The organism is Flavobacterium sp. PLA-DH12 (assembly GCF_059511845.1).
On the sequence record NZ_JCAMPD010000011.1, the window covers coordinates 168351 to 181551 of the forward strand.

Sequence of the window (13201 nt, forward strand, 5' to 3'; positions counted from 1 at the left end):
ATCAAACTCAATAAATAAAACTTCGTCCCCTAGAAATAAAAAAGCCTTACAAACGCAATGTTTATAAGGCTTTTTAAGTGTTAACTGTGGTCCCACCTGGGCTCGAACCAGGGACCACCTGATTATGAGTCAGGTGCTCTAACCAGCTGAGCTATAGGACCGGTTTAGAGGATGCAATATTACTACTATTTTTCATTCACTCCAAATATTTTAAGACATCATTTTAATTTAATTTTAAAACTTTCGTTGAATTTTAAAAACGAAATTGATTTTCAACGTCTTATTCAAAAATTAAAATGACATTTTTTTATTTAATTTCTTGGCAAAGCTCCACCAAAACCCCATTTGTGTTCTTTGGATGCAGAAAAACGACCAATTTATTGTCAGCTCCTTTCTTCGGAACTTCGTTAATCAGAACAAAACCTTCATTTTTTAAACGCGCTATTTCGGCTTCGATATCATCAACATCAAAAGCAATGTGATGAATACCTTCTCCTTTTTTTTCTAAAAACTTTGCAATCGGACTTTCTGGATTTGTTGCCACCAAAAGTTCAATTTTATTATTTCCGGTCTGAAAGAAAGAAGTTAATACCCCTTCGCTTTCTACAGCTTCCATTTTATAAGACGGAACACCAAGCATTTTTTCGAACAAAATATTGGCATCATCTATATTTTTTACTGCAATTCCGATATGTTCTATTTTGTTTACCATTGTTTCAAATTTATTGGTTCGTGTATGTTCTAAAATAACCACATTCTGCAATAACATCCTGATAATATTTTGTGTCAGAATAGTCTTTTCTTAAAGCTTTGAATGAATTCCAAGCAATAAAATTAACTTTATCATCTTGAATTTCCCAATAGCTGTTTATGTTATTGTATTTTTTATTGTAATAGTCATTTCTTTCACATTTCGAAATCAAATACAAACATTTTGCTTTTTGTTCTTTGTTTGATGCAGCTTCAAAAGCTTTTTGGTAATACATTTTAGAAACTGAATTGTTTGTAATCATTTCTTTCATCGAATCTCTAAATGAATATGGACTCGATCCGTAACCCACAATACTCATTTCGTAAAAAGTTCTTCCGTTTCCAAAATGAGAAATATTATAAAAAGCATTTCCCAGCAAAAGACTGTTCGTGTAAACATCTTCTTTTTGAGCCAATTTATCCTGCATTTCTTTTATAGTAGTTAAGAAATCCATGAAAGTATATTTTCTCTTTTGATACGCTGCATGTTCGCAATCGTGACAATCTTTAATATTTCCGTTAAACGGATTTCCCAAGAATTTATAATATTGAACTGAATCTGTTTGTTTCATGAATTCAATCGCTTCTGGAATTTTGTTTTTGAAAGTTGCCTGAACCGCCTGAAAGTTATTAATGTCTTTCAATTTTAAACTATAAATTCCTGCACCAATTTTCTCAATTTCAGATTTATTAGACTTTTCTAAAAAGCCTTTTATTGCAAGCAGATTTTTTTCATTGTCATAATAAGCATTTCCGTCGTTCCAATAACTATAGCGTGATTCTCCATAAATCTCTGCCATAACCTGATCTCCTTTTTCTTTATACAAATGTGACAAATAACTTCTGCTCCATGAAGAAGCATTTTGATAACGAAATGTGTCTCCTTTATAATTTTTAGGAAGTTCAGCGTACAACCAATTCAAATCGGCTAGAATGGTTTTCTCATTTTTATCTGTCAGCTTATCGATCTTGCTTAAATTATTTACAAAGCGCAATAAGCGAAGTTGCATTCCTGCCAATTCTGTTTTCGGAAGTGTTTTTTCAGCTTTGCTGTAATTTTTATCTGCATTTGCATAATCTCCTTTTAACGTTTGAAGATATCCAATGGCAATATCCCATAAATATGGTTTTTCTGTATTTCCTGCAGCAGAAATTTTCGCTATCAAATCAACAGCGCTATTGTCTACTTTTGCTTTATTTTCAGCTTTATTTTCGGCAACAGTCTGCGGTTTTGGCTTCTGATTTTCTCCTTGCCCGTCTACTTGAAACGAATTATTTATTTTTTGTTCTAGGGAGTTAACCAATCTTGTCCCTAAATAATTTAGGTGTTCGCTTTTTGGATCTAATTCGTAGATTTTTTCAATCGCCTGCTTTTCGTCTTTGTAATATCCATGTATCGCCCAAAGCGCCGCTTTTTCTTTGTTATTTTTTGCCATTGCCAAAGCTTTAGTCCAATCTGACTCATTTTTTGGCTTAAAGCTATAAGCTGTAACCACTCTTAATTCTGGACATTTATCAAAAACTTGCGCATACAAATAGTTAGAAGTCGCATATTTTTTCTGTTTATAATTAATTCCAGCAACATACGCCAAAGCACGATAATACAGAGTGTTCTTTGCAACAGAACTTTCGGTTTTATTAAAAAAGTCAATTGCTTTTTGCTTGTCATTGCTATAAAAACGTGCTTTCATCGTCAGGAACCAATATCTGTTTTTCAAAAACGGATCAGACAAAGTATTGTACACATTTTCTATGGACTGAATCATTTTGGCATCATTGAAAGTTTTTGCCACGACAGGATCATAACTCCAATAATCATCACCAATTGAAACCGTTTCTATTTTTTGAGCCAAATACAGAAATTCTACAAAGTTTTTTACTTTCTCATCTTTCAGATTCAGCTTTTTCCCCCATTTTTGAGTGCTTTTATTTTCTTTTTTCGTTTTATAATAAACATGCAAACCTTCAATTTCTTCTTTATTTTTGATGATATTTTTGTCATCAGAATAATATCTAGGTTTTTCATCACCAATCAAAAAATAATTGACTGTTGTTGTATCGACTTTTCCTTTTAAATAATCTGCCCAATCTGATTTTATATTTTTATTAAAACGAGAATTGTGTTGGGTATCAAAACCAATTCCGTAAAATATTCCTCCCGATAGAAACAAAGGCGAATACGATTTGTCAGCAAAAGTTTCTGGAGTGAAATTTGAATTATAAGAACCATAAGAATCCCAATCTCCATCTGCGCAAGCGTATGCAATTCCGAATGCAGAAAGCAAAACGGCACTAGAAACAAGAAATAACTTGCTTAAAAATATTCTTTTCATAATTGTTTAAATTGAATTCGTCTAAATCGTAAAATATAATTTCGTTTGGCTTTTCGACAAGATGATCTTGCAAATCTTCTGCCATTTCTTTTAAATCCTCTGGTTTTATTTCTTCTATTTTCAAAAGATCATTTTCTTCATAAAAAACACCATTTTTATAATTGGAATGTTTTACCCTAAAAAAAATCGGACTTGTTTTTTCAAAGTTGGAATCTTTTTCTAATGATGCACTGCTCATTTTAGAACTCAGTCCAATCACTTTATTATTTCTAATATGAATTCCCCAAGAATAAATTGGAAAAGCAAAATCGAGATGCAGCGGATATCTTTTTAAACTTTTAAGATATCGCTCTGCCACTTTCTGATCGTAAATAGAATTTAGAGAATCGGGTGCAATCGATCCCATATTATAATACATCAAAACTCCAGAATCGACATTTGGGATTTTTGTCTTTTTAAAGTATTTCACCTGATGCAATCGAATAGTAGCTGAAAGTTTCTTTTTCGAAAGTTTTTTAAAAACCTCAATAAATTTTAAATAATTGTCTTTGCTTTTTAAAGTCCAATCGCAGTCAATTTGAATTTCCTGACACGTAATTTCGTTTTTAGAATTAATCTGTTCTATAAAATCAAAAGTTTTCAGAGCTAGATTCTCCACATCAAGATTGGGCTGTAGCATCACTTTGTTTTGAATGAAAACTACTGGAACAATTGTATAGTTTTTTGGGTTTTCTTCAAATCGAATAGGACTTATGGGAATGGGTAAATTTGATTCAGGATGAAGTCCAATGTCAAAATACCTTACATACAGCTTTTGAACACCATTCTCATTCAAAACTTCTTTTTCTGTTTTTGAAAATTTGAACAACGTTTTCCAGTAATAAAAAGAGATTACAGGTTTTTCATTTTTAGTGCATGATAACATTAAAAAGAGAAACAAAACTGGAAAAATTCGCTTGAACAAAACTTAGAAAATTATATTTTACCCCAAAAGTAAGAAATTATATCATTTTAAAATGTTTGAAACACCAAAATTTTAGAAGATCCGCAAAAGTGCCAAATCCTAATAAATGGCTAAAAAATTTCGATTAAAGCAAATATAATCGTTATTTTGTGCAATCAAATTGAAAAACCGTTATGTTGAAAAACACTCTAAAATATATTGCATTTATAGTTTTAATATCAATGATAAGCTGCGCAAAAAGAGGCAGTATTACCGGCGGTTTAAAAGATACGTTACCTCCTGTTTTAACATCTAGCTTTCCAAAAAATTTCAGCACCAATTTTAAAGGAAGTACAATCACTTTAAATTTTGACGAATATGTCAAACTTAAAAACACCAATAAGCAGCTGATTATTTCTCCGCCTTTAAAAAATGAGCCATTAATTACGCCTATGAGTGTCAGCAAATTTATCAAGATTGAACTTCGAGATACTTTGTTGCCAAACACAACTTACAGTTTAAATTTTGGGCAAGCTATTCAGGATAACAATGAAGGAAATGCCCTAAATCAGTTCAAATATATTTTTTCAACAGGATCGCATATTGATTCGCTGAAATTGAATGGAAGAATTAAAGATTCTTACGGAAAATATGTTGACAATTTTGTTTCTGTAATGCTATACGAAGTAAATGATAAATTCAAAGATTCTACCATTTACAAAGATTTTCCACGCTATATTACCAATACTTTAGATAGTATGCGAACTTTTCAGTTTGAAAATTTAAAGGAAGGGAAATATCTTTTGGTTGCTTTAAAAGACAAAGGATCTAACAATAAATTTAACCCAAAAGACGATAAAATTGGTTTTCTGAAAAATTACATCACAGTTCCTTCAGATACTGTTTACGAATTAGAATTATTTAAAGAAACGCTTCCGCTAAAAGCATTCAAACCTATTCAGGCTTCTGGAAACCGCTTGTATCTTCCGTATGAAGGAAAACAGGATTTTAAGAAATCACAACCAAAAATTACCTTAAAAAATGGCAATGAAGTTCTGGAAACTATAGTAACCCAATTCCCTAAAAAGGATTCGTTGCAAGTTTGGTACAAACCTGTAAAAGCAGATTCGCTATCAATGGAAGTTGAGAAAGGAGATTACAAAAAGAGATTCTCTTTTAAAATTAAAGCCTTAAAAAAAGACACTTTAAATATTAAAGCAGTGCAAAATGGTCAGCTTAATTTTAGAGACCGTTTTACATTGGAAACTGAAACTCCATTGGTAAAATTTGATAAATCTAAAATCAAATTGGTTAACAAAGATTCTGTTGCAGTTCCTTACACGACAGAATACGATGAATTTGACCAAAAGCTTTATTTTGATTTCAAAAAAGAACCTCTTGATAAATACAGTTTTACGTTCTTGCCAGGCGCTTTGACCGATTTTTACGAAAAAACAAACGATACTTTATCGTACAAACTCAGCACTAAAGAATATGCCGATTACGGAAACATCATTTTAAATCTGAAAAATGTAAAACGTTTCCCTATAATTGTCGAATTGACCAATAAAAAAGGAGATGTTGTTTTAGCCGAAGGATATTCTGAAGGCGCAACTACTTTAGAATTCAATTTGTTGCAGCCTGATATGTTTACGGTTCGTATTATTTATGATGACAATAAAAATAAAGTGTACGACACTGGAAACTTCTTAGAAAAGAGATATGCCGAAGAAGTTTTTTACAATCAGGAGGAATTTGATGTCCGTGCCAATTGGGACAGGAACGAAACCATCGACTTAAGCATTCCGTTTAATCCAGAAGTCGAGAAAAAACAAGACGATAAAAAGAAAAAAGAAGCAGAAAAGAAACGGAAAGCGTTCTAAAGCTTGATTTCGAACTGATCTTTATCGCTTAGAAAATCTAATTTTTTACGCGTTTCATACATGGTGTTTTTGTCTAATTCTACGACAAAGACACCATTTTTTTCTTGCGGTTCTAAAATATAATTTCCCAAGAAATCTATCGCTTGCGAATGGCCAATATGTTCCAAATGATGAGCATCTTTCCCTATTCTATTTACCCCAATTACGTACGAAAGATTTTCGATAGCACGCGCCTTCAGCAAAGCATCCCAAGCATTGGTTCGCACTTTTGGCCAATTGGCGACATATAAAATCAGATCGTAATTTTCTGTGTTACGCACAAAAACCGGAAATCTCAAATCATAACAAACCTGCAGACATATTTTCCAATCCAGATAGTCTACAATAACTTTTTGATTTCCGCGTGTATACACTTTATCTTCGCCCGCAAGAGAGAACGAATGACGTTTATCGTAATACTGGATTTCACCTGACGGAAAAACAAAAATCATACGATTATAATATTTTCCATTTTCCGCAATGACGACACTTCCTGTAATTGCTGTGTTTTTTTGTCTTGCTTTAAATTTCATCCAACCAATGGTTTCGCCCTGCATAGTTTCCGCAACTTCAGAAGCATTCATTGTAAATCCGGTCGAAAACATTTCTGGAAGCACAATCAAATTTACTTCCGAATCGATTTCATTGATTTTCGAATCGAAATTTTCTCGGTTTTTACTGGCATCTTGCCAAAAAAGATCGGTTTGGATTAAAGCAATTTTCATCTTGTTCTATGGATAAGTAGAAAAAACAGGTTTTGAAATTAAATCACAGTCAAGTCAGGAAAATTCTCTTTGTATAATTTTAGTTTTGCATGAGTTGGCTCTTCTTCAGTTATAACATAATTTATCTCAGACAAGCTAGCTATTTTCATTTTAAGAACTGTATTTAGCTTTTCTGTAATAGTTAAAACCGCTGTTTTTTTAGAAGCCTGAATCATTGCTTTCTTAACCTGAACCGTTTCCCAATCAGAATCAGAATAACCACCATCTATGTCTAAAGCATTTGTTCCAAGAACCAGAAGATCTGCTTTTATATTAGCCAATTGATGAAAAGCCTCTCCGCTCACACACATCTGACTATACGAAGAAATGCTTCCGCCAATCATTATGGTTTTAATATTTGGTTTATCTAAAAGCTGCACAGCCGTTAACGCAGTAATAGTAAAAACAGTCAAATTAAGATCGTTTGGAATTAATCGGATAAATTCGCGAATGGTTGTTCCGCCATCCACAATTAAAACCATTCCGTCATGGAGAAGATCTACTGCTTTTTGTGCAATAACCTGTTTTGCTTCTACTGCATAAGTTTGGTTCGATGACGAATAGTGATATCCTTTGGTCATCGCACCACCTTTTACTTTGATTAAAAGTGAATCGGCATCAAGCTCGTTAATATCTCGTCGAACAGTATCTTCAGAAACACCAAGTTTAGCCGAAAGAGTTTCAAAACTTACACGAGTGTGCAGGTTAATCTCTTTTAAAATATGATTTTTACGTTCTTCTTTACTGTAATTTAAAACTTCATTTTCCGTGCTCATGCCTATTATTTTTTTTCTAATTACAAAAATAAACATTTCAGGAAACAATTCATCGAAACAAAAAATCAAATTAGCGCATTAGACCACTTTAAAACAAAACAGAACCCGTTTGCATCAAAAACTTAAAATCACCTGTTTTAAGCTCTTTTTTAAGATAAATTGAAGCCTTTTACACATTTGAACGGATTTACAAATAAATTACGCTGTTTCAGAAAACAAAAAACGCTTCCGTCGTAACGGAAGCGTTTTTCTAAAATATACTAAATTGTGTATTATCCTTTTAAGCTTGCTGCTAAATACTCACGGTTCATACGTGCGATATTTTCAAGCGAAATTCCTTTTGGACATTCAATTTCGCAAGCTCCTGTATTAGTACAGTTACCGAAACCTTCTAAATCCATTTGGTGAACCATGTGTAAAACACGATCCGTTGCTTCAACTTTACCTTGTGGCAATAATGCATATTGAGAAACTTTTGCAGAAACGAATAACATTGCTGAAGAGTTTTTACAAGTTGCAACACAAGCTCCACAACCAATACAAGCAGCAGCATCAAATGATTTATCTGCATCGTCTTTTGGAACTGGAATAGTATTCGCGTCGATTGTATTTCCTGAAGTATTTACAGAAATAAACCCTCCTGCGTGTTGAATTCTATCAAAAGAACTTCTGTCAACCACTAAATCTTTAATTACTGGGAAAGCTTTTGCTCTAAATGGCTCGATAAAAATCGTATCACCATCTTTAAACATACGCATGTGCAACTGACAAGTTGTAACTCCTCTGTCTGGTCCGTGCGCTTCTCCATTGATGAATAAAGAACACATTCCGCAGATTCCCTCACGACAATCGTGGTCAAATGCAACTGGTTCTTCTCCTTTGTTGATTAAACCTTCGTTAAGAACGTCTAACATTTCAAGGAAAGACATGTCCGGCTCGATTCCATCGATAGGATATTCTACAATCCCTCCTTTATCTTGAGCGTTTTTTTGACGCCATATTTTTAATGTAAGTTTCATACCTTTTTCGTTTGAAAGTCATAAAGTCGAAAGTCGAAAGTCGCTTGGCACATTTTGCCTTTTGACTTTAAGACTTTGGGCTTTCGACCAAATTCTTATTTATAACTTCTTTGAACTAATTTAATGTTTTCGTAATTAAGAGGTTCTTTGTGTAATACCGCGTCACTTGGTTTTCCTTTGTATTCCCAAGCTGCAACGTATGCAAAGTTTTCGTCATCACGAAGTGCTTCTCCTTCTTCTGTTTGGTATTCTTCACGGAAGTGACCTCCACAAGATTCGTTACGGTGTAAAGCATCTTTCGCGAACAATTCTCCTAATTCTAAGAAATCGGCAACACGAGTTGCTTTTTCTAATTCTTGATTAAATTCGTAAGCACCTCCAGGAACTTTTACATCTTTATAAAACTCTTCACGTAAAGCAGCAATTTCTTCGATAGCTTCAGTTAATCCTTTAGCATTACGAGCCATACCTACTTTATTCCACATAATTTTTCCAAGTTTTTTATGGAAATAATCTACAGAATGTTTACCGTTATTATTGATAAACTTATTGATTTGATCTACAACTGCTTTTTCAGCTTCAACGAATTCTGGCAAGTCTGTAGAAATTTCTCCCATTTTAATATCTGGAGCTAAATAATCTCCGATAGTGTATGGCAATACGAAATATCCATCAGCCAAACCTTGCATTAAAGCAGAAGCTCCAAGTCTGTTTGCTCCGTGGTCAGAGAAGTTAGATTCTCCAATTGAGAAACATCCAGGAATTGTAGTCATTAAGTTATAATCAACCCAAGTTCCACCCATTGTGTAGTGAACCGCTGGGTAAATCATCATTGGTGTAGTATAAGGATCTTCGTCAACGATTTTGTAATACATCTGGAATAAGTTTCCGTACTTACTTTTCACGATAGCAGCTCCTAATTTAGTTACCAAAGCAGCATCTTTATCATCTAAACCTTTTACATAAGCATCTTCAGTTCCGTAACGTTTGATTGCTGCTGCGAAATCCAAGTAAACTGCTTCTCCAGTTTTGTTAACTCCAAAACCAGCATCACATCTTTCTTTAGCTGCACGAGACGCAACATCACGAGGCACTAAGTTACCAAACGCAGGATATCTTCTTTCTAAGAAATAATCTCTTTGGTCTTCAGATAAATCAGTTGCTTTTTTCTTTCCTTCACGGATTGCTTTTGCATCTTCAAGGTTTTTAGGTACCCAAATACGACCGTCATTACGTAAAGATTCAGACATCAAAGTCAATTTAGACTGGTGATCTCCTGAAACTGGAATACATGTTGGGTGAATTTGCGTGTAGCAAGGATTTGCGAAAAACGCTCCTTTTTTATGAATTTTCCAAGCTGCTGTTGCGTTACTTCCCATAGCATTTGTTGAAAGGAAAAATACGTTTCCGTATCCTCCAGAACCAATTACTACTGCGTGAGCAGAATGTCTTTCTATTTTTCCTGTAATCAAGTCACGAGCGATAATACCTCTCGCTTTTCCGTTCACGATTACAATGTCAAGCATTTCGTGACGGTTGTACATTTTAATTTTTCCACGACCAATCTGACGGTTCATTGCAGAATAAGCTCCTAACAATAATTGCTGTCCAGTTTGTCCTTGTGCGTAAAATGTACGAGAAACCAAAGTTCCTCCAAAAGAACGGTTATCTAAAAGTCCGCCATATTCACGAGCCAACGGCACCCCTTGAGCCACACATTGGTCAATAATATTACCTGAAACCTCAGCTAAACGATAAACGTTTGCCTCACGAGCACGGTAATCTCCACCTTTTACAGTATCGTAAAACAATCTGTAAATAGAGTCACCGTCACCTTTATAGTTTTTTGCTGCGTTGATACCTCCTTGCGCCGCAATAGAGTGCGCACGACGTGGAGAATCTTGGAAACAGAATGCTTTTACGTTATATCCTAACTCAGCCAAAGTAGCCGCAGCCGAACCTCCAGCCAAACCTGTACCAACTACGATAATATCTAAATTACGTTTGTTAGCAGGGTTTACTAAATTAATATGATCTTTATAATTTGTCCATTTGTCCGCTATAGGACCATTTGGAATTTTTGAATCTAATGCCATTATAATTGATATTAATTATTGAAATGATGAAATAAAGCGATAATTACAAAAAGCGCTGGAACTACAACTGCAAACCAGTAACCTACTTTTGATAAAAATCTTGAGTATTTGTTGTGCATCCCTACAGATTGAAGAGAAGATGCAAACCCGTGCCATAAGTGGAATCCTAAAAGGATAAAAGACACACAGTACAATGCTGTACGGATTGGGTCGTGAAATTTGTGAACCAACTCACCATAATACCTTGTAGCATCTGGCGCTGTACCCGCAATATACTTGTAGGTAACTTCAGGAAACCAGAAATCATAAAAGTGCAATCCTAAGAAAGCTAAAATAACCAATCCAGAAATAATCATATTTCTAGAACTCCAAGAAGCATTCGCAGCTCCGTTGTATTTAGCGTAAGCGATTGGTCGTGCTGCGCTGTTTTGAGCAGTAAGAATAAATCCCATTACGAAGTGGAAAATTACTCCAATTGCCAAAATTGGCTGCATTACGTACTGAATCAGCGGATTGTATCCCATAAAGTGAGAAGCTTCATTGAAAACGTCTTCACTAATAATAGAAATAAAATTTAAGGAAACATGCAGCGCTAAAAACGTGATTAAGAATATTCCCGAAAGAGCCATAGCTACTTTCTTTAAGATGGAAGCATTCAATAGTGCAGATTGTGCCATAAGTGTTAAGTAGTTTGTTTTAAAAAATTACACAAAAATAATTCAATTACAAAAGAACTACAACCATTTCGCTCTTATTTATAATGATTTTAAAATAGCTCAGTTCTACGTATTTTTACGTACAATAATAAAGCTACTAAAAAATAATTCACTATGTAAATTTCAAAATACTGCTTTTTAAGCCATAGCAGGGAAATTCTATTCTAAGTAGATTACCAAAAATTTATCATATTGTTATTTTATTCAAACTTTTGATTTATTTTCTTCAAAAGTGCTCTTCGGCAGAAATTTTGTCTAAGTAAAAAATTGTCATTCCGCAACATAGTTTTACCTTTAGCGGCTCAAAAAATTAAGAATGAAAACAGGAATTGATGCTATATCCTTCGATGTAGCAAACATACATTTACCCATAAAAACTTTGGCGATCGCCAGAAATATTGAACCAGAAAAATTAGAAAAAGGTCTTGGATTACTAAAAATGACTTTTCCAGACGTTCATCAGGACGCGGTTGTTTTTGGAGCAAATGCTTTAACCAAGCTTATCATTGATAATAAAATTGATTTAAAAGAAATAAGCCGAATCTATGTTGGTACCGAAAGCGGTGTTGACAGCTCAAAACCTATCGCTTCTTATTTAATTAGTTTAATGGAGCAAAAATTTGGTGAAGATTCATTAGCGGAATGCGACGTTGTAGATTTCACTTTTGCCTGCATTGGTGGAGTTGATGCGATGCAAAACTGTTTAGATTTTGTAAAACTGAATCCGACTAAAAAAGCAATTGTAGTTACTTCTGATTTTGCAAAATACGATTTAAATTCAGGAGGAGAATACACTCAAGGAGCCGGAGCTGTCGCCATGTTAATTGCTTCAAATCCAAAAATTATTGCTTTTGATGACAATTGGGCAACGAGCACAAAAGGTGTTTTTGATTTCTTTAAACCATACAGAACGATTTCTAAAGAAGAAATTACTAAAAACGCAAACAACGATTCTTGGTTTGATAATTTAGAAGCTGAAATAGAAATCCATAAAGATCAGCCTGTTTTTGACGGACAATATTCGAATCAATGTTACATGGATCGTACGCGCAATGCTTACTTTTCATTCAAAAAATTAAAAAACACTACCGAAACTTTATATAACACTTGGCACAGTATTGTAATGCACTTGCCATATTCTTTTCAAGGAAGAAGAATGTTATCTGAAATTTATGCTTTAGACAGCGCCGAAAAAATTATCACCGATGATATTGCGCCAGCAGATTATCAGACAAAAATTAAAGAAGTAGCAAAATCTGATGATTACAGAAGTTTTGTAACTGAGAAATTACAACCTGCTGAATTGGCTTCTTCTTTAATAGGAAACCTTTATACTGGTTCTATTTTCATGGGATTATTGTCAACTTTGGCTCATTTTTATGATACAAATAAAGAAGTAGCTGGAACTAAATTTGGTTTCTTAGCTTATGGAAGCGGATCAAAATCGAAAGTTTTTGAAGGAACGATTCAGCCAGAATGGAAATCGGCTTTAGAAAACGTGAAACTTTTTGAAAATTTAGCCGAAAGCGTAGAAATTGATTTCAGCACTTACGAAAGTCTTCATAAAAAAGAACAAAAACAAAGCGTAAGAACTCCTAAAAACGAATGGGTTTTAGATAGAATCGAAAAAGAAATCCCAGTTTTGATTGGGGCGAGATATTATAAATGGATTGATTAAATTTCATCCCGATAGCTATCGGGACCAAATTCCAATAAAAAAACCGAAGCAAACGCTTCGGTTTTTTGTTTTATACCCACATAGTTTGTCATTTCTGTAAAAGTCACTTATTTCGGTAACGGATTTATCATTTCAATTGGCTTTTTTCCATCAATTCCCTGATGTGGTCTTTCGTGATTATAGTAATATAAATATTGTAATAAT

Annotated in this window: 10 protein-coding genes and 1 tRNA gene; 2 read left to right on the top strand and 9 right to left on the bottom strand. The window is 33.8% G+C overall.

The features are described from left to right. Positions 1-87: 87 nt before the first annotated feature. The 4 genes from AC5ZCW_RS19705 to AC5ZCW_RS19720 all read right to left on the bottom strand — a co-directional run bounded on the left by AC5ZCW_RS19705 (position 88) and on the right by AC5ZCW_RS19720 (position 4008). Positions 88-161, bottom strand: a tRNA-Ile gene (locus AC5ZCW_RS19705). Between the two features lie 146 nt (positions 162-307). Further along, positions 308-712 (bottom strand): methylmalonyl-CoA epimerase, encoded by a 405-nt coding sequence (mce, locus tag AC5ZCW_RS19710; protein WP_496121372.1) that lies wholly within the window; start codon positions 710-712, stop codon positions 308-310. Positions 713-722: 10 nt separating this feature from the next. After that, the gene (locus AC5ZCW_RS19715) at positions 723-3083 is read right to left on the bottom strand and encodes a hypothetical protein (RefSeq protein WP_496121374.1); all 2361 of its coding nucleotides are present in this window, start codon (positions 3081-3083) and stop codon (positions 723-725) included. Further along, positions 3043-4008 carry a hypothetical protein gene (locus AC5ZCW_RS19720; RefSeq protein ID WP_496121376.1) on the bottom strand — a complete coding sequence of 322 codons (966 nt, stop codon included), beginning with the start codon at positions 4006-4008 and terminating at the stop codon, positions 3043-3045. The genes AC5ZCW_RS19715 and AC5ZCW_RS19720 overlap by 41 nt, the downstream gene beginning before the upstream one ends. Before the next feature lie 212 nt (positions 4009-4220). Here AC5ZCW_RS19720 and AC5ZCW_RS19725 point away from each other — a divergent pair, with 212 nt between their 5' ends. Further along, on the top strand, positions 4221-5909 hold the full coding sequence (locus AC5ZCW_RS19725) for an Ig-like domain-containing domain (RefSeq protein WP_343541112.1): 1689 nt from the start codon (positions 4221-4223) through the stop codon (positions 5907-5909). Here AC5ZCW_RS19725 and AC5ZCW_RS19730 read toward each other — a convergent pair. The 5 genes from AC5ZCW_RS19730 to AC5ZCW_RS19750 form a co-directional block, all read right to left on the bottom strand. Beyond that, a complete protein-coding gene (locus tag AC5ZCW_RS19730) occupies positions 5906-6673 on the bottom strand; it encodes a nitrilase family protein (protein WP_496121378.1) in 768 nt (255 codons plus the stop codon). The two genes, AC5ZCW_RS19725 and AC5ZCW_RS19730, sit on opposite strands and share 4 nt — an antisense overlap. Before the next feature lie 38 nt (positions 6674-6711). Then, positions 6712-7488, bottom strand: a complete 777-nt coding sequence (locus tag AC5ZCW_RS19735) for a DeoR/GlpR family DNA-binding transcription regulator (RefSeq protein ID WP_281634105.1) — start codon at positions 7486-7488, stop codon at positions 6712-6714. 272 nt (positions 7489-7760) lie between these two features. Beyond that, positions 7761-8507 (bottom strand): succinate dehydrogenase/fumarate reductase iron-sulfur subunit, encoded by a 747-nt coding sequence (locus AC5ZCW_RS19740; RefSeq protein ID WP_177211807.1) that lies wholly within the window; start codon positions 8505-8507, stop codon positions 7761-7763. A 95-nt stretch (positions 8508-8602) separates the two neighbouring features. Further along, positions 8603-10603, bottom strand: a complete 2001-nt coding sequence (locus AC5ZCW_RS19745) for a fumarate reductase/succinate dehydrogenase flavoprotein subunit (RefSeq protein WP_177211806.1) — start codon at positions 10601-10603, stop codon at positions 8603-8605. Between the two features lie 11 nt (positions 10604-10614). Beyond that, on the bottom strand, positions 10615-11280 hold the full coding sequence (locus AC5ZCW_RS19750) for a succinate dehydrogenase cytochrome b subunit (RefSeq protein WP_111425173.1): 666 nt from the start codon (positions 11278-11280) through the stop codon (positions 10615-10617). A gap of 355 nt (positions 11281-11635) precedes the next feature. Between AC5ZCW_RS19750 and AC5ZCW_RS19755 the strand changes: the two genes are divergently transcribed. Then, complete coding sequence (locus AC5ZCW_RS19755; protein WP_496121381.1) at positions 11636-12997, top strand: hydroxymethylglutaryl-CoA synthase family protein; 1362 nt, start codon at positions 11636-11638, stop codon at positions 12995-12997. Positions 12998-13201: the final 204 nt, after the last annotated feature.

Coding starts and splice junctions, on each gene's coding strand:
- AC5ZCW_RS19755 (WP_496121381.1), top strand. CDS start 11,636: ATGAAAACAGGAATTGATGCTATATCCTTCGATGTAGCAAACATACAT.
- AC5ZCW_RS19720 (WP_496121376.1), bottom strand. CDS start 4,008: ATGTTATCATGCACTAAAAATGAAAAACCTGTAATCTCTTTTTATTAC.
- AC5ZCW_RS19725 (WP_343541112.1), top strand. CDS start 4,221: ATGTTGAAAAACACTCTAAAATATATTGCATTTATAGTTTTAATATCA.
- AC5ZCW_RS19750 (WP_111425173.1), bottom strand. CDS start 11,280: ATGGCACAATCTGCACTATTGAATGCTTCCATCTTAAAGAAAGTAGCT.
- mce (WP_496121372.1), bottom strand. CDS start 712: ATGGTAAACAAAATAGAACATATCGGAATTGCAGTAAAAAATATAGAT.
- AC5ZCW_RS19745 (WP_177211806.1), bottom strand. CDS start 10,603: ATGGCATTAGATTCAAAAATTCCAAATGGTCCTATAGCGGACAAATGG.
- AC5ZCW_RS19735 (WP_281634105.1), bottom strand. CDS start 7,488: ATGAGCACGGAAAATGAAGTTTTAAATTACAGTAAAGAAGAACGTAAA.
- AC5ZCW_RS19715 (WP_496121374.1), bottom strand. CDS start 3,083: ATGAAAAGAATATTTTTAAGCAAGTTATTTCTTGTTTCTAGTGCCGTT.
- AC5ZCW_RS19740 (WP_177211807.1), bottom strand. CDS start 8,507: ATGAAACTTACATTAAAAATATGGCGTCAAAAAAACGCTCAAGATAAA.
- AC5ZCW_RS19730 (WP_496121378.1), bottom strand. CDS start 6,673: ATGAAAATTGCTTTAATCCAAACCGATCTTTTTTGGCAAGATGCCAGT.